The 24378-nt window shown below is 45.3% G+C and carries 16 protein-coding genes; 5 read left to right on the forward strand and 11 right to left on the reverse strand.

The window, feature by feature from the left end:
* Nucleotides 1-363: 363 nt before the first annotated feature.
* From ACLWOR_RS15160 to ACLWOR_RS15170, 3 genes are all read left to right on the forward strand, one after another.
* Complete coding sequence (locus tag ACLWOR_RS15160; protein WP_413941618.1) at nt 364-1833, forward strand: class I SAM-dependent methyltransferase; 1470 nt, start codon at nt 364-366, stop codon at nt 1831-1833.
* Between the two features lie 21 nt (nt 1834-1854).
* Complete coding sequence (locus ACLWOR_RS15165) at nt 1855-2514, forward strand: hypothetical protein (protein ID WP_413941619.1); 660 nt, start codon at nt 1855-1857, stop codon at nt 2512-2514.
* 647 nt (nt 2515-3161) lie between these two features.
* The gene (locus tag ACLWOR_RS15170) at nt 3162-4064 is read left to right on the forward strand and encodes a glycosyl hydrolase 53 family protein (RefSeq protein ID WP_413942174.1); all 903 of its coding nucleotides are present in this window, start codon (nt 3162-3164) and stop codon (nt 4062-4064) included.
* Nucleotides 4065-4099: 35 nt separating this feature from the next.
* Here ACLWOR_RS15170 and ACLWOR_RS15175 read toward each other — a convergent pair whose 3' ends face one another.
* The 3 genes from ACLWOR_RS15175 to ACLWOR_RS15185 all read right to left on the reverse strand — a co-directional run bounded on the left by ACLWOR_RS15175 (nt 4100) and on the right by ACLWOR_RS15185 (nt 6472).
* Entirely contained in the window at nt 4100-4486 is a 387-nt protein-coding gene (locus ACLWOR_RS15175) for a DUF2784 family protein (protein ID WP_413941620.1), read from the reverse strand.
* 15 nt (nt 4487-4501) lie between these two features.
* The gene (locus tag ACLWOR_RS15180; RefSeq protein ID WP_413941621.1) at nt 4502-5170 is read right to left on the reverse strand and encodes a DUF899 domain-containing protein; all 669 of its coding nucleotides are present in this window, start codon (nt 5168-5170) and stop codon (nt 4502-4504) included.
* 78 nt (nt 5171-5248) lie between these two features.
* On the reverse strand, nt 5249-6472 hold the full coding sequence (locus tag ACLWOR_RS15185) for a DEAD/DEAH box helicase (RefSeq protein WP_413941622.1): 1224 nt from the start codon (nt 6470-6472) through the stop codon (nt 5249-5251).
* Between the two features lie 191 nt (nt 6473-6663).
* On the opposite strand from ACLWOR_RS15185, the gene ACLWOR_RS15190 reads away from it, so the two are divergent.
* Entirely contained in the window at nt 6664-10839 is a 4176-nt protein-coding gene (locus tag ACLWOR_RS15190; RefSeq protein WP_413941623.1) for a tail fiber domain-containing protein, read from the forward strand.
* Here ACLWOR_RS15190 and ACLWOR_RS15195 read toward each other — a convergent pair whose 3' ends face one another.
* The 6 genes from ACLWOR_RS15195 to ACLWOR_RS15220 all read right to left on the reverse strand — a co-directional run bounded on the left by ACLWOR_RS15195 (nt 10840) and on the right by ACLWOR_RS15220 (nt 18371).
* Nucleotides 10840-11982 (reverse strand): winged helix-turn-helix domain-containing protein, encoded by a 1143-nt coding sequence (locus ACLWOR_RS15195; protein ID WP_413941624.1) that lies wholly within the window; start codon nt 11980-11982, stop codon nt 10840-10842.
* Nucleotides 11983-12039: 57 nt separating this feature from the next.
* The gene (gene pdeM, locus ACLWOR_RS15200; protein WP_413941625.1) at nt 12040-12693 is read right to left on the reverse strand and encodes a ligase-associated DNA damage response endonuclease PdeM; all 654 of its coding nucleotides are present in this window, start codon (nt 12691-12693) and stop codon (nt 12040-12042) included.
* Nucleotides 12671-15127 (reverse strand): ligase-associated DNA damage response DEXH box helicase, encoded by a 2457-nt coding sequence (locus ACLWOR_RS15205; RefSeq protein WP_413941626.1) that lies wholly within the window; start codon nt 15125-15127, stop codon nt 12671-12673. Before ACLWOR_RS15205 ends, pdeM begins: the two co-directional genes overlap by 23 nt.
* Nucleotides 15120-16745, reverse strand: coding sequence for an ATP-dependent DNA ligase (locus ACLWOR_RS15210; RefSeq protein ID WP_413941627.1), 1626 nt, complete (start codon nt 16743-16745; stop codon nt 15120-15122). The genes ACLWOR_RS15205 and ACLWOR_RS15210 overlap by 8 nt, the downstream gene beginning before the upstream one ends.
* The gene (locus tag ACLWOR_RS15215; RefSeq protein ID WP_413941628.1) at nt 16742-17734 is read right to left on the reverse strand and encodes a ligase-associated DNA damage response exonuclease; all 993 of its coding nucleotides are present in this window, start codon (nt 17732-17734) and stop codon (nt 16742-16744) included. The genes ACLWOR_RS15210 and ACLWOR_RS15215 overlap by 4 nt, the downstream gene beginning before the upstream one ends.
* Nucleotides 17735-17846: 112 nt before the next feature.
* Nucleotides 17847-18371: a YaeQ family protein gene (locus tag ACLWOR_RS15220; protein ID WP_413941629.1), complete on the reverse strand. Its 525-nt coding sequence runs from the start codon at nt 18369-18371 to the stop codon at nt 17847-17849.
* Between the two features lie 124 nt (nt 18372-18495).
* Between ACLWOR_RS15220 and ACLWOR_RS15225 the strand changes: the two genes are divergently transcribed.
* On the forward strand, nt 18496-19059 hold the full coding sequence (locus ACLWOR_RS15225; RefSeq protein WP_413941631.1) for a hypothetical protein: 564 nt from the start codon (nt 18496-18498) through the stop codon (nt 19057-19059).
* Nucleotides 19060-19137: 78 nt separating this feature from the next.
* On the opposite strand, the gene ACLWOR_RS15230 is transcribed toward ACLWOR_RS15225, so the two are convergent.
* Together ACLWOR_RS15230 and ACLWOR_RS15235 are read right to left on the reverse strand one after the other, a co-directional pair.
* Nucleotides 19138-22329 (reverse strand): DEAD/DEAH box helicase, encoded by a 3192-nt coding sequence (locus ACLWOR_RS15230; RefSeq protein ID WP_413941632.1) that lies wholly within the window; start codon nt 22327-22329, stop codon nt 19138-19140.
* A gap of 237 nt (nt 22330-22566) precedes the next feature.
* The gene (locus ACLWOR_RS15235) at nt 22567-24231 is read right to left on the reverse strand and encodes a BspA family leucine-rich repeat surface protein (protein ID WP_413941633.1); all 1665 of its coding nucleotides are present in this window, start codon (nt 24229-24231) and stop codon (nt 22567-22569) included.
* Nucleotides 24232-24378 lie beyond the last annotated feature (147 nt).

The following is a 24378-nucleotide window of genomic DNA, read 5'->3' on the forward strand; positions in this document are numbered from 1 at the left end:
AAAAAATTGAAGTCGATTCCGACGTGGGAATTTACTTCTCGAAAACGCACATAACTTCATACCCTACTTATCGGCGGAGGGGACGTGCTCTCTGAGAATCCATGATGAAAAGTCATGAATATTACGTAAAAGAAATTTCAATTTTGAACGGAAACACTTGGAAAACAATTAATCGTAAATCCGTATGCAAAACAAAATTTGAACAAAAAAATATTCTCATGATGAGACATTTGATTCATAGTGAGCCGGCAAAAAGCCCCGAACATTACATGGTCAGTTTTTTATGAAAAACTATAAACACAATGTAATAGAGTACCGATAAAAGTAGAGATTCGTTTTGACGTTCGTTGGGGGAGAATCGCAATGAGTAAATCCAATGTTTTGAAACAGGAACTTTTCGTTATTTCAGAGCAAACTCAAAAGCACGGAGTTCACCAGGACCAGGTGACTCCAGCCCCAGAATCGACCTTCCTGCGCTTTCAGGACCTCCAATATGAAGTGATCTCCCTGAGCTGCTTTGATTGCACGATACGTATGCCCGCTTCTTCAGAAAAAGAATTTAAAGCCATGATGTTAGCCAGTCCCGGATTAGAAGCCGACTTGATCTCTTATAAGATTGTCGCGCAGCGATTGAACTTGCATTGGATTCGTCCTGCCAAAGGAGCTTCTCCCGAAACAGAAGAGATCACCATGCGCTTTGAAGTGGTTTCTGATGCTATTAACTTAGAACGCCTCTTTGGTTTGAAAGTAGCCTCGCAAGTTCTTACCGAGCAAAACGAATATGGCATCTCGCTGCTCCAATTGCCGCCAGAATATAAAGCCTTGGTTTTTGAATTCAGAGATCTGTTAGCAAACCTGAAAATTAAAATCGACAAACTTGAAGGCGAACTTCCAAAAGATAACTTTCAAGACACTCAAGAATATCGCAAGTCCATCGCACAAAGTATCGCGCAATATCTTGAAGACCTGCGCATTCCGCGACGTTATGCTGATGCCGCAAAATACTTGCAAGGTTTATCACCCGAACAGCAAAGATTAGCTATGGAGTTTGCTCGAGCGCAAGTCGGTCCTTTGGTTTACGGGGCACCCTTCGCAAATCGTGCTTACTTTAAACCACGCGGTTATGCGGGTGACTACGAGATGATGAATCATCTCTATCGCAATGAGCTTGTCGGTAAAACCTTGTTTGATCAATGCATGCATAAATATTTTGTTGAAGAATCTGCCGGTGCCGCTGTTAAAAATCGCGGTTACTATCTCTTTGATAAGATCAGCGATCTTTTTGCGCGCACTCCTTCCGAGCAACCGTTGAAGATTCTTTCTGTCGCCAGCGGGCCTGCGATGGAGCAACAAATATTCTTAAAGCAGCGAACTGAACATTATAATCGGCCCGTTCAATTTACTTGCTTAGATTCCGACGAAGGTTCATTGAAGCACGCTCAGAGACAGCTTTTAACTTTGGAAAAACAACTGAATTCGGGCTTTGATTTTCAATTTAATAACATGGCCATTCGCAACGTCATCGCCCGCGGGCTTCCAGAACAAGGCTACGATTTGATCTACTCAGCCGGGCTTTTTGACTATTTTACAGACCAAGTTGCCCGAGCAGCGGCCGCAAAAATGATTACATCTGTGAAATCTGGCGGGAGACTCATTATAGGCAACTTTAGCAAGGATACTTTATCAGCATCTTTCATGGAACTTGTGTTAGATTGGCACCTCATTTACCGCTCGGAAGCCGACCTCCTTAGAATCTTTCAAGGGCTAGGCTCGAAAATATGGGTTGAGCAAGAACCGCTCGGCATTAACCTATTTGTGGTGATTGAGAAATAAAAAAACAAATTGGAGTAAGCTTTGAGTTCGTCAGATGAATTAATCTTATCGCAGTTTCGAGACGCCGAGATCGTTGAAGATCTTCGATCTGTATTAGATGTCATCACACGTTCCATGGCCATTCCATTGTACCTTATGTTCTGGGTTGCAGATCTAGTTTACGTACCCGAGCGCAAATGGGAATTCCTCGCTCTCCGCGCCTGCATCATTCCGTTGACCTTAGGCGCGCGAAAATATCTATACACAATCGAAGATGCTAAGCGTGCTCAATTCGTCTGTGCGACGTTGGCTGGCCTTGTGGCTCTGCCGATTAATTTGATGGTCCTAGCTATTCCTGATATCGGCACGAGTTATTATGCGGGTTTGAATCTGGTGGCTATCGGCGGTCTTTCGTTCTTGCCTCTCACGATGAACTTTTTTATTTATTCGACATTTACAATCTATTGCCCTTACTATTTGATCGTTCTCTCTAAAGCGCATAGCCTCAATGACCTTCTTGCAATTTTAGTGAATTCCTTTTTTATTGTGAGTTCGATCATCGTTTGTTTTGTCATTCGTAACTACCATGAAAGTTTGCGTCTTCGTGAACTGAATCTTCGTTTGGCTTTGAACTTAGAAATCGCAGAGCGCTCAGAAAAAGAGCGAGCTCTTATGGCTGAATATTCCAATCGCGTTAACTAATTCAGCCTTCACTCTCCCCTCAAAAAAGAGTCTATGTTTTAGTCAGCTGGAAAAAAGCTCTACATTTCCCCTATATGGGCGCTCATTTCGTACAAAAGTTTGCTGATATCCGTATTGTTAGTAGATTCCTATTGAAACGTTCCACGAAAATTCATCGCGAACCTCTAAGAAGTCTTCCAAAATTATTTATGTAAACAAGGTCTGGGGGGATCGTTATGAAGAGTTTTTTAAACCGCTGGCTACTAGGTTCAGCAATCGTGCTCCAAGTTTCTTATGCTCACGCCGTCGTGATCAGCAATCCGAAGGCGGGCGCCAATATTGACAAATACAATCTAACAGTGGAAGTAAACGGCTCATGCCGTGCGAAGATTCCAGTTCGCATCGAAGGAAGAGACTCTGCTAATAAAACAACATCGCAGGTTTGGGTGATGTGTGAAAGCTGGGGTTTTTCCGGGCCATTAAATATTTCTTCTTTAAACGATGGCAGCGTTCGAATTCGTGCCTTTCAAGTCGTGCGCGGTAAAAATGAAAACGCGTACGTAACAATTACGAAGGCAGCTAACGTGGTGACTCCGACTCCGTCGCCTTCACCATCACCATCACCATCGCCGTCTCCATCACCAAGTCCAACTCCAACAACTCCACCAGTGACACAATCGAAAATTTTGTGGGGTGTGAATGGCCATGATATTCGTGCGGTGTATCCTTTAACTCAATCGGAAACAAACTTCAAAATGTTGTCTGAAAAAGGACTTCGCACTTATCGTGTGGACGTCACTTGGACAAACACAATTATTTTGGACACTTTGATTCCACTTTCTAAAAAGTACAGCATTAAATTGCGTCCGATGTTCTATCCAATGACTCAAGAGCAGGCCTATAACATCGCGAAAAAATACGGTCGCGATTTAGAAATCATTGAGATTGGAAACGAGCAAAATCTAGAGGGTCGCACGGGTGCGCAAGATCGCATCAACGCGATGATGGCAACTTATAGAGGTATCAAGCAAGCTGCGACGGAGCTGGGTATCAATATTAAAACTTCCATCAACGTGACAAACTGTAACAGTGACGACTTAGGTGGCCGCTGTGGAGGCGATCGCAACGGCGATATGTGGTTCTTAGATATGGCGAAAGCGTCAGGCTTTAACTTTGATGTCATTACATTCCATTACTACCCATGGTACGGAAACAAAGGCTATTGGTTTGATATGTACCTTGGCCAGATGCGTGCAATGGCGACAAAATACAACGTACCTATTTATCTGAACGAAACCCACTGTGCTGAAATTTATCGCGGAAACCAAGATGGTGGTTATCCAGGTGATAAAGGTTGTTATGATAGCATGAATGAGTTCTTCCAAGAAGTAACGACAAAGTATTCGGATATCGTTCAAGAGATCAATATGTACGAACTCTTTGATGAGCCTTATCAAGCGCATTTAGACCCAGTAGGCGCAGAAGCTCACTTCGGTTTGATGTACGACATCAACCGTCCGAAAGAAATTTTGAATCTATTGGTCAACTGGGCGAAAAAAGTAATTCAATAACAGCAACTGAAAATAGTACCGAGGCCCGCTGAAAATCAGCGGGCTTTTTTGTTTTGGTATCTCATTGATTGGATTCCGCAACCGATTATTGCGACTATCATAAGAACAGCGACAATATTATCGACCAAGCGCGGGTCGATTGCGTAGATGCCAAGTTTGTGAAGCAAATAGGTGATATACGAATACGGAAGATTCTCCTCCCCGAGTTTATCCTTCACCTGCCACTGCCAATCAGTCAGAAAACAATAACCCCATCCATAGAAATATCCGCAGACTAACCATGAGATGAGAGTTCCCACGATTGTGATCTGCGAGGTCTTTAGAGTGCTTGGAAACCACCACAAAAAAAGATTACTAATAATCACTGCAAAGTGCAGGATGTGAAGAAAATAATCTAGAACATGAAGGCCCCATGATGACATCGCTGTCTCTCACGTCTATTTGTACTCGTCGTGGAATTGCCACCAGGTGTACATGTCGGTTTGGGGCCAGCCCTTCGGGGATTTTTCCCATTTTTCTTGCCGGCCATAAGGAGTTAGATCGAGGATCGCCCATGGTGTACCCATGTACTCGACTCCACGGCCACCCGTGTAGTACGTACGGTAAACTTTTTTGCCGTCGCGAATGAAAACACTCAGCGCGTGTTCGCGGTTTCCATCGATGCCGAGATCTTCATTAAACGTTGTGTTCCAACCAGAAAACCAAGGTGTTGTCCATTGCATGCGTTTTTTATGTCGCTGGATACTTTTTAACGGCGCATGCGAAATAAAGATAAAAGATGTATTGCGCGCATGAACGTGGGCAAGATGTGGTATGTGGTCAGCCACGAAAGAACAACCTTTGCAGAAGCTGTCATCCTTTGGATGATACATAAAGTGATAAACCACCAATTGCTTTCGCCCCTGGAAAAGATCGAGCAGAGTTCTCTCTCCTTCTGGTCCCTCAAAGACATATTGTTTTTTCATTTCCATCATCGGCAGGCGACGGCGGGCCGCGCTCACGCGATCGCGTTCGCGGGTGTTTTTCTTTTCTTTCACTCGCAATTTTTCAACGGCGGAACGAAACGCTTTTTCAGACACAACCTTCGGTAGGGGCTTGGTCGCCATAAACACTCCTCGCTTTGTATTCAGTTAAGCACGATTTTTTTGTTCGTGCTAGCTGATCAACAGCAAGAAATGTTGGTTTTATTTCTTTTTCCCCATGGACTTCGCGTAGCCTGACTTGCCACGTGAATCATTGAAACGCTTGGTTGATCCAACGCGCGGTTTACCCTTGTGCTCGGTTTTCTTTTCCAAGGAAGCAGGCTTATTACCTTCCAGATTTGCGATCAAACGACTGTCACGAGCTGTCACCAAATTCACAACAAGTCCCGGGCGCCCCGCACGCGCGGTACGGCCTGCTCGGTGCAGATAGTTTTCCATTTCTTTTGGCAAATGATAATTAATCACGCGAGCCACATTAGGAACATCAAGACCGCGCCCTGCTAAATCTGTCGCCACCAAAAGATCCGCTTTACCATCTCTGAATTTTTTAAGATTTGCGCGGCGCTCATTCTTATCCATTTCCCCACGGTACACCACGCAAGCATAACCTTTATCCGTCAATTCCTTGGCGATCTTGTCACATTGCTCACGAGTATTAGCAAAAACAATGGTGCTGCCGTCGACTCTTTGAGAAAGAACTTTCTCCATCACGGGCCAGCGTTTACCGTCTTCGACCGTCAAATTCTTCGTTTTTAAAGAAGAAACAACTTTCCCGCTTCCTTTGCTACGCACAACTTCCGCAGACGAAAACAAATCATTCATCAGTTCTTGCACAGTTGTTGAAACTGTTGCTGAGAACAGTGCCAATTGCACATCCACCGGGCATGCATCAACAACAATATTTGTATCCGGTAAAAACCCCTGATCCATCATTTGATCGGCTTCATCAAAAACCAACAAACGAACATCGCTAAGGTCGATCAATCTCTTTTCGAGCATTTGAACCAAACGACCCGGTGTCGCCAATAAAATTTCAAAAGAACCCGAAGTGTTACGGCGAGCTTGTTCTAACGTCATTCCCCCTAACGCCGGACGCACACGCAGTCGCGTATCATGAGTAAGAGATTTAAAAACTTTTGCAACTTGCTCACCCAGCTCACGTGTTGGGACCATCACAATTGCACGCGGAGCATTTTCCCTTTTAACCGGATCACCCGACTCTTCGAGAGCTTTGAGGTGATTTAAAAGAGGAAGCCCGTAAGCTAAGGTTTTACCACTACCCGTTTCTGAAACACCGACGACGGCTTGACCGCTCATCATAAGAGGAATCACATGGCCTTGAATATCGGTTGGTTTAAAGATCCGCATCGTTTTGAGTGTTTTTAAAAGCGACGGCAACAAACCAAAGTCTGAAAAGGAAGTCATAGCTATTAATCCTCGAGCAAAAAAATAAGAGAGAATCTCACCATACCTTATTTTAGGAGGTCCGAATAGCTCCAAGTTAGTCGAGAATTCTCTGAGGCATTCTCATACTCGTCAATAATACGAGTCTTATTAAGCATTTTTCCCGGTCAAGAAATCTTAACCGCTCCCATGAAACTTCCGATAAGGAATCTATGCTGAGTCAATTATGGTACGTCTTTGCTTGTTTGTTCGCTTTCGCCCCTACGGCATGGGCGGCCCCGAATACGTTGAATTATCAGGGGCGAATCCTTAAAGCCAACGGTTCGCCTTTGGAATATAACAACGTCAGCTTTGTATTTGAAATCACAAGCCCCAACGGAAATTGCGTGGTTTATCGCGAACAAGTTGATGGCATCAATATGCAAAACTCAAAAGGGGTTTTTGACGTTCCCATTGGAACCGGCACGAAACTGTTTCCGGTTGATCCACTTTTCACTCTCAGTAAAGCGTTCGATAATGGGATTTCACAAAACTGTTTTGGTGGAACAACCTACACTCCTATTGCCGAAGACGTCCGCGTTTTAAAAGTTCAATTCCATGATGGCACAGGCTGGAAAGTCATTGATCCTCCAAATGTGATTCGTTCTGTTCCGTTTGCTCAACATGCACAAAGTGCTCTGACAATTGGAGGCATGAGTGCAGGCGATTTTGTCGCCAAAACGCAAACGCCTGGAGCGGCATGTTCTGCCGGTCAGGTTATTAGTTTTGATGGAACGAATTTTGTCTGCGTGGCCGATCAAGGTGGTGCCGGTGTTGTGACTTCTGTGAGTGCTTCCGCTCCGATTACTGTCTCAGGATCTGGCAATATTACTGTCGGAATCAACGTGGGCACAGCTGCAGGAACTGTCGCTGCCGGAAATGATGCCCGCATCACAGGAGCATTTCAAAGCGCTACGACATTGGGTGGTGATTTAAGCGGAACTCTGCCAAATCCAACGGTTGCAAAAATCCAAGGTCAGGCCGTTTCTTCTTCAGCTCCCAGCAATGGACAAGTTCTTAAGTACAACACCGGAGCTTCCCAATGGCAGCCTGTTCGCTTCGGAGTAGATGATTTGATTTCCGAAACAGGACTGGCGCAATTTGCTTCTGCTAACTGTGCGAGCAATCAAACTCTGACTTGGTCTTCGCTCACAGATATTTTTAGTTGTACGAATATTTCGATTTCGGAAAGTAATATCTCGGGATCCATTTCAGGCACGAAGATCTCAGGAAATATTTCCGGCAATTCTGCTGGATTCACCGGAGCTTTAGCTGGTGATGTGTCGGGAATTCAAGGCGCGACATCTGTTGATAAAATCAAAGGCAAAACTGTCAATCTAACAGGTCTTACTGACGGACAGGTGCTGCGTTGGAATAACTCAGCAAACGAGTGGCAACCTTCTGCAGATGACAACGCCGGCGGAACTATCACGGCGTTAACTGGTGATGTCACGGCATCGGGATCAGGCTCTGTTGCCGCAACAATCGCGGCCAACGCTGTGACTTCCGCTAAAATCGCGGACGGTACGGTCGTGAACGCGGATATCTCCGCAACTGCTGCGATTGTCGATACAAAACTTGCAACAATTAGTACCGCTGGAAAGGTTGCAAACTCTGCAACAACCGGAACGGCTTCATCAGTCGCCGACACACTGGTTTTACGTGATCCAGCTGGAAACTTTGCTGCCAATGATGTGTCCTTCTCAAGTGTCGATATCCGCAATGCTTCAGCAAATAAAGTGACCTTCAATGTTCCTGCAAGCTTTACGAACTATGCCTTAACTCTCCCTACATCTGCGGGTACGGCTGGGCATGTGTTAACAACAAATGGTGCGGGTGTTTTATCTTGGACTTCGCCATCAGCTGGCTCTGTGACTTCTGTCTCTGCAACTGCCCCACTCAGCGTGACTTCAGCAACGACAACACCGCAAATTTCAATTGCAGCAGGATCTGGTGATGGGCAGGTGCTTCGTTGGAACACGGCCAATTGGAGCAGTTCGTATTTGAATTTTTCTGATCTGAAATCAGCGGCGGGAATCCGTCAAATTCCTGGCACTTGTACGAATGCGCAAACGTTAGTTTGGCAGTCCGCGAGCGATACCTTCGCTTGTACAAATATCAGCTTGGCAGCAAATCAAGTTGCCAACATATTTGCACAAGGCGGAAATGCATTTGCCGCCGATGCAGTACTCGGTACAACTGACAACTATAAACTTTCATTTAAAGCTAACAACGTGACGCAAATGACGGTGTCGGATGGAAGTGTTGCCTTAGGTGCGGCTGCCGTCGACCCAAATCACAGATTAACAATTGGCTCTGATCGAACCGATGTCTCGCATCGTGGTATCAATATAGATTTCCGACAAAGATCTGTAACGACAGGAAGCTATAGCAATCTCGCAGGTGTTTTCAAAGCTCAAGAAACTGTCAGTCCTGGTGTTACCAACTCCGGCGGCTTGACTGGTATCTGGTCCGTCGCATTTAGAAATAATCTTCCTGGATTTGACGACAGCGGTACACTAGGCGCGATGAAGTCCCTGTATGTTCAATACGGTCACTACAACTCTGAGGCTGCTTCGACTCCGCAAACAACAGCAGCCTACGGCATTGAGGTTTCTCCTTACTACCGTACGGGAACAATCAGTACGATGTACGACTATTATGCGCACCCGGGCGCAACAGGTGGCACAGTTACGAACCACTACGGTGTCTATATCGCGGGTGCTCAAAAGAAAAATCACTTCGAAGGAGCTGTCGGTATCGGAACGACGACTCCTCAAGAAAAGTTGCATGTCTCTGGAGACGTGCTGGCGCAGAAAAGATTGGCATTCCAAGATAACGCACGCTTTACCGTGACTTCAGCACAGGTCAGTTCATTAAGTGCAGACTTCTCGATGCCCCAATACGGAATCGCAGCACCTAATACCGGATCTGCTGCAGAGCTTTGGGCGTCTGGAAATGCGGGTATTCGTTTCTTTACCAATGGTGTATCAACTCCACGGATGAACATTACGACGGCGGGTTCAGTTGGCATTGGCACCATGTCGCCACTTCGTCCACTCCATGTTGCACAGTCAGTGGCAGCTGGTGGCAATACATCGCCGCTGATACTTGAAAGAGTCAATTCAAGTGGAACACCTGGAGCCAATGAATTGACAATGCTGCAATTCAAAATGCCAAACTCCGCCGGCACGGGAGTTGTCGCCGCTGATGTCGGAGCTACACTTGTCGATGTCACTCCTAGCTCTGAAAAAGGAGCTTTGATCTTTAGAACTTCCGATGATGGTGGGGCGACAATTCCAGAGCGTGTGCGTATTACGTCTGATGGTATTAGTATCAACTCAAACCAGACAAGCTCTGCAAGACTCGCTGTCACCGAGGCTCGCACGAATCTCGGTTCTTCCTATGCGATGACGATTCGAGGTTCGACTTCATCTACGGCGAACGGAACTTATTATAGTATTGGTCTAGAAAACAATATCACCAAAACTGTGAGTACTGGTGTGACTGACAATGGTTACCTACTGGGTATGCGCGCCAACACTTTGAGGAACTACACAGTCGCTTCCGACCGAGGTACCCTCAATGATCTAACCGGTATGATGGTTCAGTACGGGCACTACAACTTTGATGCCTCTACTCCAACGACAACTTCAGCTTTTGGCGTAAGAGTAAATCCTTATTTCATGACTGGCACAATTGATTCGATGTATGACTTCTTTGCGGGCGATGGCAGTGCCGGAGGGACCGTCAATAACAGATACGGTCTCTATATTGCCGGACTTCCAAAAACAAATTACCTGCAAGGAAGTTTGGGGGTTGGCACAAGTACTCCGACATACAAAATGCACGTTGTGACAACGGGCGCAGGCGCGGTCGCGGGCTTTTCGAACGGAACTGGAACTTGTACGGTCACTCCTAATACGGCATCACTTTCTTGTTCCTCTGATATTCGACTTAAAGAAGACATCGACAGAATCTTAGGTCTTGATGCTTTAAATAAGGTCATCCAATTGCAGGCACATACTTATCGCTGGAAAAACGGCGATGGATCTCATTACATCGGATATATCGCGCAAGAAGCAGAAAAAGTGGTTCCAGAACTCGTCACAACTGGTGCTGATGGATATAAGCAAGTTTCTTACTCTGGCTTTATTCCCCTGCTCAGTGAGGCCATTAAGGAAGTCAATTCAAAGGTCGAATTACAAAAGCGCACTGTTGCGAGTGAAAACGCAGACATGAAACAAGAAATTGAAAGTCTTCGAAAAGAAAACCAAGATTTGAAAAAGACTCTGCAGTCTTTTGAACAACGACTGCGCGCTATTGAAGCCGCTGCTCAGAAAAAATAATTACTTTTCCAACTGAAACTTTTCAAACCGATGAAGCTCTTGTTCAATGAGCTTCTTGTTATTCTGAGATTTGTGCTTACCAAGCCAACTCCACTGCTGCATCAGAAGTTTCTGCTGCTGCCGATCCGCTTTAAGATCTAAGACTGCCACAGCTTTATCTCCAATAATCACCGGCAAAGTGAAATAGCCGTACTTGCGTTTTTCTTTCGGTAAATAGGCTTCAAAACGATGATCATAATCAAAAAACATATGAAAGCGTTTTCTTTGAATCACCAGAGGGTCAAAGGGTGACAGAATGTGAGTGAGTTCATTGGCGCGATCGATTTCGCCATCTAAAATCTCTGGTTTCGCCCAGAACTTTACTTTTTCACAGCCCTCCACAGTGACGGACAGTAACAAGCCCTTACGCACTCTCGCTTCAATTCGTTTCAGAATATCTTTCTTTCGCTGAGCATTTTGCAAATAACAAATGGAATCAATACTAACAACAGCTTGAGCTTTCAAAGCGCGATCGATTTCATAATCTAAGACTTCCGCCGTCGTCGCCGCTTTAGGCAATTTGTCCCAACCAAAATGACGCAAAGTCAGCTCGTACTTTTTTAGCATTCCTTGCCGCTCGCAAATGACAAGGTCCCCGCCATTAAAAGCAACTTGCATGGCTTTCTTCGAAGGTTTTTTACTGGCCCACGGGTGATCCTTGTCCACCAAAACATCATCATCAATATCACGAATGGAAATCGGCCCGTCTTTTTTAATTAATCCAAACACTTTTTGCATGTCGGGTTTTGCAATGGGGCCGTACCAGCTATGGGGGTTCTTTTTCCGCCTTTTCATCGCAGGAATAAAGTACTTAAAATCATCGGTGGCAATATACGCCAGAGCATGAGTCCAATACTCAAAAACCGATTTATCTTTCGACTGAGCTTGGTGCAAATGGGCACGTTTGTAATCAGGATTTCGAGTGTAAAGAATATGATGATGACTGCGCTCGATCACATGAATTGTATCGATCTGCACATAACCTAGATGTTTAACGATTTCAGTTGTGGCTTTCGGTCCTTTGCCAAACGGATGAGTTTCATCAAGACCTTGCGCCTTTAACCAAAGAGATCGGAACTGTGATTTCGTGAGCGATGGATTCATAATCACGTAAGACTCTATCAGATGCCGGGCTTGTCAGGAAGCTCTTCTCAATAAAAGTTAGATCGCATCACGCACTTCGAATATATGATCCTGGGCGATAGCGAAGAGGCGATCGCCCTTTTTGGGACGTATGGTGTAACCGCCCGTCCATGAGCCAAATGCTGGGAGCGTCAATTGGTTTTCCTGGAGGTGAAAGCATGGCAAGGTCATCTGCAAAGGTCCCTGCCTTAATTTGACCTGCGGATGAACATGTCCTTGAATTTCAAAGTACTTTGATGAGGAACGATGATGCCCGTGGGAAAATAAAAAGGTGCCAATTTGAATATCATTTTGCTGCAAATGAAATGGCAAAGTTCGCAGTTTTTCCAAAGACCCCTTTTCGTGATTACCATAAATCAGCGTCCAATGAATTTCTTGATATTGCAGGAGAAAATTTCTGATATCGTTATAAATCTCTGAACTCCAACTGTTCCGGTTATGAACCAGATCACCCAGAATAATCACATGATCTGTCGGATATTTTTCTAAAACTCTTTCCAGCACACGCAGGTCAACTTGATGTGTTCCAGACGGAACTGGCACACCCGCCGCTTGGATACTTTCCGCCTTTCCCAAATGCAGATCCGACAGAGTTAAAACTCTCTCTTGGGGCCAATAAAGAGCTTTTTCTGGTAAGAGCTCGAATTTTTCATCGTGAAGGAGAAGATTCATGATCTCTCCCCGATTTGGTATTTTGTTTTTCCCAAGATTTTTTAAGACGCGCAATTTTGTTTTCAAAGGTCTCGTTGGACATATTGCTGGTCGCAATGGTTTCGACGACCAAGGGAAAGGACAATGGTGATGGAGATTCTAACTGCACCCAGCGAATTTCCATTTGTGAAAGACGCTGCAAAGTTTTCCGCATTCGGCCGCTCTCCAATGAGTTTGCTAGAACCTCATCAAAACTTTGGCGAATCAGAAGATTATTGGGTTCATGCTTGCGAAAAACTTCATATAACAACGAAGAACTAATTTGCATTTGCCGACCTGTCTTCGGCGAACCCGGGTATCCAGTAAAAACCAAGCCCGCAATCTTGGCAATTTCTCGAAACTGCCGTTGGCTTAATTGTCCGATTTGCAACGACTGCCCAATTTCTTCAACTAGTTGATCATCAGAAAAAAAATCCGCATCAAATAGCTTTTTAAAGTCATAACCCTCGGGCCCGATCATTTCGAATCCATAGTCATTTAGCGAAAATTGAAATGTCGTGGGTTCGCGGCGTGCAAAGCGATAGCCCCAGAGTTGCGCGAGTCCCTCGTGGACGGATCGTCCTTCAAAAGGATAAACGAAAAGGTGCGAACCCTGCTTGGACGCCCAGGTTTCCATCAAAAGCACATCCGGAGAAGGAAGAACTGACATCTTTCTTTGCGTTTGTAGAAGTGGTGACAGGAATTTGTCCAAACCCGGATGTTTTTCATTCAAGACTTCACGAAAAGCTTCGCCCAGTGTTTCAGATATTGGAAATCGTCCGCCGTCCCACGAAGGAATCGCATTTGTCGGCATTTTACTCGCCCGCACATAAGCCGTCATATCTTTGAGCATCACGAATTCAAGTTTTTTACCTCCAAACCGAAAGATATCTCCCTTCCGAAGTTTGGAAATAAATGACTCTTCGACAGAACCAATCTTGGAACGATTGGTATAACTCACTTGCACACTTTCTCTTGAAGCAATTGTGCCTATGCTCATACGGTGAAGCTTTGCAATTCTGGCATCAGCCGGTCGGTACTTGCCAGTTTCTTCATCCATTTCCAATTTACGAAATTGAGGATAGGCCTTCAGTGTTTCGCCACCTGAGGTCAGAAAGCGACGACACCACTGCAACTCTTCATGAGTGATTTCATTAAAAGAATAAGTTTCCTTGAGCGCCAGTGACAATTCATCCATGCGCAGACCAGGTCCACAGGCCAGCGTCATCATATGCTGAAGCAAAACATCAATCGGCTTTTTAAGCGGCTTTCGAGATTCAATATGTTTTTCTTTGATGGCTTTTTTAACAGCCTCCAGCTCGAGGATCTCCCAGGAATTGGTCGGCACGAACAGCAAACGACTTTTACCGCCGGGCCGATGGGCCGAGCGCCCTGCTCTCTGAATCATACGCGCAATCATTTTAGGACTGCCAATTTGCACCACGCGCTCCACCGGTTGAAAATCCACTCCCAAATCTAAAGAGGAAGTACAGACAACCCATTTCAAAGAGCCTTCCTTCACCCCTTCTTCGATAGCTTCACGTTCCTCCCGATCCAAGGAACTGTGATGAAGTGCCATCACCGGTTCCATTTCTGGCCGAAGCGTTAATATATTTTCGTACCATCGCTCTGCCTGTGAACGCGTGTTCGTAAAAATCAATGTCGATACTTCCGGATCAAGTTCTTCCACTAAAGATTCCCGTAAAACCAATCCGAGATGACCCGTCCATGGGAAACGATCAATTTTTTCTGGCAGCAAACAATCTAATGCCAAGTTTCGATCAGAACTTCCTGAAATAATCCGGGGTTCTTGACTGCGACCAACTGCAACTTGGGCAGCTTCCTGCAAATTTCCGATCGAAGCACTCAGTGCCCAGGTTTGAAGTTCCGGATTCACCGTGCGCAAATAAGAAAGCGAAAGCTCACACAAGCTCCCCCGTTTACTGGCCATAAGCTCATGCCACTCATCCAAGATCACGACTTGTAACTGGGAAAAGATTTCTTCCGCCTCTGGTTGAGAAATCATGACCGCCAATGACTCCGGAGTTGTCAGTAAAAGATCTGGCGGATTATTAAATTGTGATTTCTTTTGTGAGTACGACGTGTCGCCGGTTCGCGAAGCTATTTTAAAAGACCAATTTTCTTGCTTGATAGGTTCATTTAAAGCCAATTCCAAATCACGGGTCAATGCGCGCAAAGGAGTTAAGTAAAGAGCTTTCAGTCCTTTTTTTCCTGGTTGCGCAAGAAAACGCGCCATTGGTCCCATCACCGCCGCATAAGTTTTTCCGGAGCCCGTTGGAATATGCAAGAGTCCCGACTCACCCTCGAGAAAAGCCTTCCACGCCTCCTCCTGAAATGGAAAAGGTTTCCATCCGCGATTCTTAAAAAACTTAAAGATGGGTTCCAGCTCATTCATGCTTTAAAACCGCCTGTAAAAGTTCTTTTGCTGATTGCAGTGTATCGGCATCTTCGACTTTTTTATCTTTGCGCCAACGGAGGATTCTTGGGAAGCGAACGGCAATTCCTGATTTGTGACGAGTGGACTCGGCCATTCCCTCAAAACCAATTTCAAAAACATAAAAAGGCTCGAGGGATCTGACCGGGCCAAATTTTTCTTTGGTGTGCCGCCGGATCCAGGCATCCAGTTCGTCAATCTCTGCCTGATCCAATCCTGAATAGGCCTTGGCGAAGGGCACGAGTTCTTTTTTTTCATTCCACAATGCAAACGTATAGTCTGTGTATAAATTCGAACGGCGACCTGTTCCGGCTTGAGCATATAGCAAAACAGCATCCAGAGTTAAAGGGTCCACTTTGTATTTCCACCAGTTCCCTGTTTTTCGTCCCACCGTATAGGTTCCGCTCCACAGTTTCACCATGAGTCCTTCAGCATCATGGGAGCGGGCTTGAGATCTCAGTTCGTCCAGGTCTTTGCTATCGCGAACCTCTAAGATGGGAGAAAATACCATTTGCGGATGAGCAACTTTTTTAATAACACTTTTTAAAACTTGTTTTCTCTCTTTGAGTTGCAAAATTCTTAAATCCGCTCCTTCGTGTTCCAAGCAATCATAGGCGAAAAAACCAGCGGGACGCTCACTTATCATTGCGGGCGAGACTTTTTTGCGGCCTAATCTTTTTTGCAGTTCTTGAAACGGAAGTATGCGTTTATTTTTATAAACTAAAATTTCCCCATCAATCACACAGTTATCAGGAAGGAATTTCGCCATCTCGACGACATCAGAAAATGTATCGTTGATCTGCTCTTCTCCCCGCGACCAAATCCAAATCTGTCCCTCACGCCGAATAATTTGTGCGCGAATCCCATCATATTTCCACTCCACACACCAATCGGCCGCGACAAAGTCTCTTTCACTTCTTTCGTTCCAAGGATGGGCCAGACAAAACGGATAGGGCTGACTGTAGTTTTTTTCAGGAGCTTCTTGCGAAATGATTTTGGCAAACGAGTCTTCGCCCGGTCCAATCTTGCCACTTAAGCGGTGTGCAATCTGATCTGAGGGGAGATTGTAAACTTCAGCTAAAGCTCGAATCACCAATTTTTCGCTCACCCCCACGCGAAAGGCACCTGTGATCAATTTATTTAAAATAAAAATTTCTTGCGTTGTGAGATTCCTCCACCAGGACAATAATTTTTTCCCCTGTGCAGTTTCATCACGAATCTGCGCAAGTCCTGGAATCTCAAGCTCCATCCAATCGGCCAACGACTCGCCTTCACCTTTCGATTCTTGCAAACAAAGTTCTAAAGAGTGCGCTAAAAGACTTAAAGTCTCGGCCGTATCTCCGACATGCTCGTAGCTTTCATCATAAAGCCATTCGGGAAAAGCTGTGCTTGTGAGAAAAATATTGCGTAAATCCCGGGCCGTTAAAACTCTCTTGGGCGTTCTGCCAGTTAAAAGTAATAGCACCCACATCGAATCTTGCGCGTCCGCCTTTTGAAAATATTTTTTAAGTGCAGCTATTTTCTCATTTGTTGAGGTTGTCATATCAAGCTCATCGAAAAGTCTCGCGAAAGCTTTCATGACGCTTCCTCTTGCGCTTCATACTCGGTTTCGAACAGCCCCACTGTGATATTTTGCTCTTCTAAATAGCGAGCTAAGACATCCGTCCGCCCGTGAGTTAGGAATATTTTTTTAGCTCCGGTTTCGCGAATGGTTTGTAAAAGCTCGTTCCAGTCGGCATGATCCGATAATGCAAAGCCAGTTTCATAACCTTTGCGCCTGCGTGTTCCGCGGACTTGCATCCAACCGGAAGCAAATGCGGTCTGCGGGTCTTTAAAGCGCTTCATCCAAAGCGAACGATGAGCTGAAGGTGGGGCAAGTACTAGATCACCTTTAAAATCATAGCCCTTAGGTTGCGCTGTCACCAGCTCTGTCGGAAGCATTTTAATTCCGCTGTCTCGGTAAATTTCTGTCATTTCCTCAACCGCACCATGAAGGTAGATTTTGCGATCGGTAAAACGCATCAGCTCGGCGAGCACTCGTTGGGCTTTTCCTAAGGCGTAACAAAATAGCAAACTCGGTCGTTCGGTATCTGCTTGCCACCAATCAAATATTTTTTTGGCGGTGACTTCGCCACTGTCCCATTTATAAACGGGTAAGGCGAACGTGGCCTCGGAGACAAAAGTTTGACAAGGAATCACTTCAAAAGGATCACACGAAGGATCGGGAGTGCGTTTAAAATCACCTGAAACTACGCATACGTTGTTTTTGTATTCAATACGAACTTGTGCAGAGCCCAGAATATGCCCTGCCGGATGAAAACTCACCCACGTCTGACCTAATCTAAATTTCTCGCCGTAATTAAAGCTCTTAAGAGTGATTTCCTTCCCCAAACGCTTATGCATCAGCGCCACATTTTTGGCGGAGGTATAATAGATTTGATTGCCCCAATGAGCATGATCAGAATGAGCATGCGTGATCACTGCCGTTTTGACAGGTCGCCAAGGATCGACGAAAAAATCACCTTGTGCGCAATAAAGCCCCTCGGCAGTCGCTCGTACTAAGTCCATAGGTTATCGTAACTGAGCCGAGAAATTTTCGATCGCAAAACTGTCTTATTTTTTTAAAGAACACATCTGTCAGAGAGCAATCTAGTTCACGCAGCCGTTCTATGACAATTTCCTAAAGAGTCACCTTCGAGACTTCACCCGAATAGGTCTGGTCGTCAATGGTAAGGTCAAGCTGTCCTTGTTGAACCAACAAAGACCAACGGTTGTTCTTTTCAACTTTATCACCAAGGACATCTAGAAATTTTGCATCAAAAGCGGATATTTGCAGTTCATTCGCACGATGCACATCACTTCCACGAATTTCACTGAGAAGCACTTCAGGATTCTTATACGTAAAAACCAAAACTTCCTTGGCCGACTTACCTGCCTTATGAAGTTTTCGTGCCGACGGATTTCCAATCTCAATCCAAACATCTATGGAATTGAGATGGCCCAATTTACGTAATGCCGGCGCATCGGGATCGCCTAACCCACCGGGCGTGAACTCAAGTCCCTCTTGATAGGTCAAGCAAAACGCCAAAACTCGGCTGAGCATATACGGATAAGTCTCTGACGGATGTTGCGCCACCCGAAAATCCAGAGATTCATACACTCCGCGGTCTACGTCTGATAATTCGATCTGAAAACGATAAAGCATGAGCCGACTGTGCCCTAAATTGTCGTAACTGGCAAAGACTTAGCGGCCCAAATGGGTTTATTTCCCCAACATCCCGGTCCGGATTCTGCAGATCACCTTAGGGTGCAAAAAATAGAGGTGGACCATGAAAATCAGAAACCTGATGCTTTTAACATTAAGCTTTGTCTCTTTGACTTCCCATGCGGAGATCAAAAATGAACAAAAAATCTTGAATGGACTTTTAAGCCGCGGCGGAGTGATACAAAGAAAGCCACTTAGCAACGCAGATCTGATGAGTCTTTGTGAGCGTGGCTTCACTCAAGCTTATACACTTTACGGTGGAGCTAACAAGACGGTTGAATGCAGTCGCGGCACTATTCGCTATCGCGGCTCAAAGGACTTTCGCGCTCCCGCTGATATGAATCGCATTCTCGAAGCTATTCATGCGAGCTTCACATCAAAAGAAAAAACTTTTGTTCATTGCAATAACGGAGCACATGCTTCAGGTTATGTGGCGGCAATTGCTCTGAGAACTTTCTGCGGAATCAGTGCGGAAAAAGCGATTTCGTATTGGGATCGAACGTTGAATGGGTACCCTCTTCAGGAGCCAAATCGCACAAACCTTATGAATCGCATCCGTAAATATCAGATCCGAGCCGAACTTGAACTCAATGCAGGACAAAAACAAGCTTACGGCTGCCCGAACTAAACCTGTTAACAAATTTTAGATATAAAAAAACCGAAGTGGAAAACTTCGGTTTTTTTATTTCCTTTTTTCATTTCAATTCTATTTCAACTCTTTGAGAGCTTCTTCGATTGCATTCTTAAGTTTACGAGCTGTACTTGCACCACCGCGGTCCTTCTCCGACATTTCTTTTATGACTTGAAGGATACGGAAGTCACCTGTTCTTGAGAGACCTTCGTAAGTCAGCAAACCTTCATGAACAAGTCTTTGGAGGTATCCACCCACATCAGATGATTGTAAGTCCGATTTCAGGTTGCGAATGTTTTGCACTGTTCGCACCCCTAGACCTGCGAACAAGTCGCTGCGATCCAGGCTTCCTAAAACTTCCGGTTTCAAGGCTGAAACTTCAATATCACCTGTGCGCAAGCGTTCGATAAGCTCCTCTGCGAGTTTGGTGCTGAGATTATCAACCACATCGCGAGTATTGTTATCGATCATGTCCACTTCGAGTTTTGGCAATTCTTTATAAGCAACAACGAAGTCATTTAACGACTCTTCAAAACTGACCTTGCTTCTCTCGCTAAATTGGGAAGCCATCACTGTTTTCGCTTGAGCAGAAAGATTGCGCCAAATACCTTGAGGCGAGATAGCCATCGACTGGCGTAAAAGCTCCGGTAATGAGATTGGACTTTCGCTCACAACAAAAGGAGCTCGGTTGAATCTTGCAACAAATGCATTCGTTGCATTTGCAACTTCCGTAACATTAAGAAGCCTTAAATCCATTGTACTTAAAATGTTACGTGGTACAGGGCCTATGCTCGCACTGAACGAACGGAATTCTTTCACAAGCTCCATCATTGCCGGATCATTTAAAATCGCAAGTTCACGTTCTGACAAACGGCTGCGTTTATTTGCGCCAGCAGCGCCTGCCTTCTCAAGGGAAATCAATTTATCTGCAAGTGCAAATGTTGATTTCAACTGACCTGTAAAGAATGGATAAGTGTGAAGTTCAAAAACAAAACTATCCAGAGCCTTCGTGATTTCGCGATTGTCTCCTGATTGGCGCATGTCGCGAATAATACTTTGCATTTCTGTTACTTTTTCAGGAACCAACGACTCACGATTTCCCAAATCTTTCGCTACGGCATAATGCATACGCATCAAGGCTTCCATCGAAAGATTGAGATTTTCAATTGCCTTTTGCATTTCCGGGCGCAGGCCTTCGCGGCGCATTCCAGAATACAGACGGCCTTCGGGCAACTTACCTGGCAAACGACCCAAGCGAGTCATCACCAATTCGCGCGCATCTTGATAGCTCACTTTATCGATTTCATGACCAAAGAAGATAATCACGGGATTTAACTTATTCAAAGCCAAACGCACCACGCGTCCTGGGCCTTGGATATTCTCCGGGAATTTTACGTATTGTTTAAATGACAAGTACCAACCTGCCTGCGGGAAATCCAAACCTTCGCGGATGGTTCCGACGATAGCATCCACATTTTTCCCGTTATATGGAGTTTGGTTTTTAAACGCTTCATAGACCAGGCCACGTTGTTCGGCACTCATCTTTTGTAGAGAGACGAAGTTTTTGCCGGTCAAAGCAGAAAGAGTACTGGCTACGATTTCCGCATCACGCGGATAAGTGTGAATCACACCAGGCCCATGGCCTTCAATCATTGTGGCAACGTCTGGCCAGATTTCTTTCAGGCGTTCGATATTAACACTTGAAGAAGTTCCTTTTTCTGCACGTTTAAAGATCGTCGCAAATTTAAAGCCACGCTCCTCTGGTTTATAGAATTTTGCATCAGCGGCATTAATCTCACCACGATCACGGGCTTTATTGTATTGCTCCGACATACGCAGCCACTCTAGAGCGCTGTCAGAGGCTTTCTGTCCTGGAGCCGCAGTTAAAACTTTTCGTGCCCACATTCCCGGCGAATCAACCGAAGCCCAAAAATTTTCATCAAAAAGTTCAGCCGTACGCTGCGTGCGTGTGATCGGAGATGCCGTCACACCAAAGATGTCGAGACCTTGCAGGATATTTCCAGAACGACGGTCATTATTTGCGACTTCGAGAGCCGCTCTCATCATACCAGTGAATGTATCACCCGTGGCATTGTGTGCTTCATCGATAAAGAGCCCACGAGAAGCTTGAAAAAGAGATGACTTGGCGGTCTCTGACGACACACGAGCAGCGATCGTTGGATAGCTGGTAACCAAGACAACTGGTACATCCGAAGCTTCCACAAATTTTAAAAGTTGAGTGAGTGACATTTCTTCAGAGAACTTACCGCCCCACTGGATAAGGCGATAATTTTTTGGACCGACTTCCGAATGCAGCTGTGAACCGATAGCCTTGGCAAGATCTGCTGTAAGGTCCGGAGTTTTAGTTGTCAGGACAATAAGTTTTCGATCTTGTTTCGCGAGTACTTTATTGACGATAGCATCCCCTAATACGCGAGTTTTACCGCTTGCCGTAGGGGCAATAAAGAGCAGCGAACGCACGCGAGCGCGGAGTCTCTCATTTTCATCCAAAATTTTACGGACTTCTTTAGATTCCACCTGAGTAGGACGATCAAAAACAAGGCGACCTTCATGTAGCAGGGACGCAACCGTCATAATCGGAGAATCATTGCTGGCGATAAATTTATTCAATGCGCTGCCAGAGATAAGACTATAAATAGAAGCCTTTGGAATATTCGAAAGAGCTTTCGCAGACGTCATAGAAGCAGGAATTTCAAGAAGCTGATAAATTTGTTCTCCGACTTTAATAGAAGTCACCGGAGCAACTTCCGTGATGTTGGAGTTCCAACGAACCATCAATGGAAATTTGTCACCCATGTGATGAATTACCAGAGTCTGAGGATCTTTGGCTTCAAAAGTCATAAATGGACGTGAGAGACCACGAGCTCCCACTACTTTTGCGTAAGTACCCTCAAGGAAAAGAATCATTGGAGTTGGCAAATTCGAAGTATCAACTTTTAAGGACTGCCCACGATCCTTTTCACGGCGAGCTTCATTAATTAAGCGCGCAAGTTCCGGGTCTTTCTTTTGAATTTTGCTAATTTCCTCAAGCAATTGATCTTTTGCCGCCAATGGTGGCATGCGGCCCGCAAATTCTGCTTCAATCAAAGTTGGCTTTTTATAGTTTTGATTCTTGAGAACACTCTCAACTGTAGAGCCGGGACCAAACAAGTCTTCGCAGACCATTTGGGCATGTGCCGGAGCTCCCAAAGAAAGGATTAAAGAAATAGACAACAAAGCTTGGGAAACATTAAATGTGTTTTTCATATTCTGAGAAACACTGCAGGTATTTGGCCAACGATTTACAATCTCGGCCGCCGCTTTTATTCCGGCTTTAACTCTTTAAGTTGATGAAGGTATTGAGGAATTTCACGGATCTTGCTCGTTAACGTCTCGTCTCACTTTGAGACTTAAATACAGCTAGCGAGTTTTGTCAGTCGATTGTTAGTTTCGTAACAGATGCGCCCTCCGTTTTAAGCAAGGCCAAGCCCCTCTCAAGCTAGTTTAAGGGAATGTAGGTTTCGGAAGAACCCAGCTTGTCGCGCCGTTATCAAATAGATTGTGGCTGACTCCCACAGGAAGACTCCATGAACTGAGATCTCGGTTGAAGCTGGCTGCATTTAAGAACATCTGATCCATTTCCGTTAGACCTGGAGAAAACACCCAGTCTTTGATGTCTTGATTGAATGCATCTGTATCCTCAAACATACCGAACATGGAAGTGACGTTCGATGTATCCCAAGAGCTTCCTGACCTATTGAGAGGCGAATTGAAAGCCTTAGCACCCATGAACATGATACCCATATCCGTAACGTTCGATGTGTTCCAAGCACTGATATTTTGATTAAAGGCTTCGGCTCCATTAAACATCGCTCTCATAGTTGTGACGTTTGAAACATCCCATGTACCAATAGCTTTGTTAAATGCGGTGGCGCCCAAAAACATATTACTCATATCTTGAACATTCGACGTATCCCAGTGTCCGATAGCACTGTCGAAATTAATGGCTCCTAGGAACATTGCTCTGAATCCCGTCGAGTGTAATGCGGTTAACACCGGAGAATCTGTCGCAGATATCTGTATACTCTTACAACCAGCAAACATGAACTCGAGTTTCCACCAAGCGTTGGTTCCCCATTGCTTAACGTCGGTGATTTTCATTTTGTCAGTACCGCTACAGAATTGAAAAGTCGGGAGATTACTTCCCTTCATCTTAATATCGTAAGTTCCAGGTGAACTATACGTATGAGTAAGAACTGTACCACCGGCGCCTGGAGTGCTGATATGCTCGCTGGTGCCATCACCCCAGTAAATATCAAAATCATATCCGACCCAATTCACCAATGGGATCGCCACATCTGTATTCGCTGAAGAACCGCCCTCAGTGAGATTCGTATTAAATGTCGCGATGAATGCATTTTTCACGGTCGCGTTTGATGATGGACCGTTGGCAGCTGCTTGATTACCGAAAGAATCTTGCGCAGTATTGGCGCCGACAGAAATATTAACTGTCCCGTCACCCGTACAACCACTCACCGTCACCGTTGCTGTCGACGTTGTTCCATTTGTCACAACAGCACTGCAACCTGCTGAGTCGGTTCCACCTAAAGTGATATCACCATTCGTCAAGTTGACAGTTGCGGCGTCGGTGTAAGTGACTGTATAAACGAAGTTTGTAGCGCTGCTACCTGAAGTGATGGCGGGACCTGTGATTGCAAGTGTTGGCCCTGAACCATCAATAGTGAAAGACAAAGTGTTTGAAGCGGCGTTGTTTTCATCAGAAGAATTTTTCGCAGAAGATGCTGGCAAACGAATCGTCGTCGTGTAACTCCCCGAGCCCGATGGATTGAGATCTAAGGTATAAGTATTGCCGCCGCCGTTATCAACCAGGTTAGTCGCAGTTCCATTCGTCACAACAAAATCGCCAGCAGTTAATCCGGTTACCGAGACTCCGCCAAAATCGACAGTTACAGAAATAGTCGAAGCATCATGAGGCGACACAGCCGCAGAAGATAATAAAACCGAAAATGTCACTGGTGGTGGCGTCGATGGGGCCTCTTCGTTCCCTTTATTTTTCTCTAAACTGAACTTAAAGTCGCACCCAGTGAGCACGACAGCGCTTACAACTACCACTATGAACTGCCATAAATAACGCACACTCTGGTTCATATATTATAATTCGGAGGCCTAATGCGAGAACTTGAATACATTGTAAGACTTCAGTCCGAATGTGCGGCACGGTTGCAGCATGCTTCATTTTGGCTCTGATTACGATGGGTCTTCACATTTGAGACACGAGAATGAGATGCTTAGGCG

Source organism: Bdellovibrio sp. HCB2-146 (assembly GCF_047345725.1).
Taxonomy (GTDB): Bacteria; Bdellovibrionota; Bdellovibrionia; order Bdellovibrionales; family Bdellovibrionaceae; genus Bdellovibrio.

Excerpts from the sequence above, each read along its gene's own strand:
- ACLWOR_RS15160 (WP_413941618.1), top strand. The coding sequence starts at position 364 with ATGAGTAAATCCAATGTTTTGAAACAGGAACTTTTCGTTATTTCAGAG.
- ACLWOR_RS15175 (WP_413941620.1), bottom strand. The coding sequence starts at position 4,486 with ATGTCATCATGGGGCCTTCATGTTCTAGATTATTTTCTTCACATCCTG.
- ACLWOR_RS15180 (WP_413941621.1), bottom strand. The coding sequence starts at position 5,170 with ATGGCGACCAAGCCCCTACCGAAGGTTGTGTCTGAAAAAGCGTTTCGT.
- ACLWOR_RS15185 (WP_413941622.1), bottom strand. The coding sequence starts at position 6,472 with ATGACTTCCTTTTCAGACTTTGGTTTGTTGCCGTCGCTTTTAAAAACA.
- ACLWOR_RS15190 (WP_413941623.1), top strand. The coding sequence starts at position 6,664 with ATGCTGAGTCAATTATGGTACGTCTTTGCTTGTTTGTTCGCTTTCGCC.
- ACLWOR_RS15195 (WP_413941624.1), bottom strand. The coding sequence starts at position 11,982 with ATGAATCCATCGCTCACGAAATCACAGTTCCGATCTCTTTGGTTAAAG.
- pdeM (WP_413941625.1), bottom strand. The coding sequence starts at position 12,693 with ATGAATCTTCTCCTTCACGATGAAAAATTCGAGCTCTTACCAGAAAAA.
- ACLWOR_RS15205 (WP_413941626.1), bottom strand. The coding sequence starts at position 15,127 with ATGAATGAGCTGGAACCCATCTTTAAGTTTTTTAAGAATCGCGGATGG.
- ACLWOR_RS15210 (WP_413941627.1), bottom strand. The coding sequence starts at position 16,745 with ATGAAAGCTTTCGCGAGACTTTTCGATGAGCTTGATATGACAACCTCA.
- ACLWOR_RS15215 (WP_413941628.1), bottom strand. The coding sequence starts at position 17,734 with ATGGACTTAGTACGAGCGACTGCCGAGGGGCTTTATTGCGCACAAGGT.
- ACLWOR_RS15220 (WP_413941629.1), bottom strand. The coding sequence starts at position 18,371 with ATGCTTTATCGTTTTCAGATCGAATTATCAGACGTAGACCGCGGAGTG.
- ACLWOR_RS15225 (WP_413941631.1), top strand. The coding sequence starts at position 18,496 with ATGAAAATCAGAAACCTGATGCTTTTAACATTAAGCTTTGTCTCTTTG.
- ACLWOR_RS15230 (WP_413941632.1), bottom strand. The coding sequence starts at position 22,329 with ATGAAAAACACATTTAATGTTTCCCAAGCTTTGTTGTCTATTTCTTTA.
- ACLWOR_RS15235 (WP_413941633.1), bottom strand. The coding sequence starts at position 24,231 with ATGAACCAGAGTGTGCGTTATTTATGGCAGTTCATAGTGGTAGTTGTA.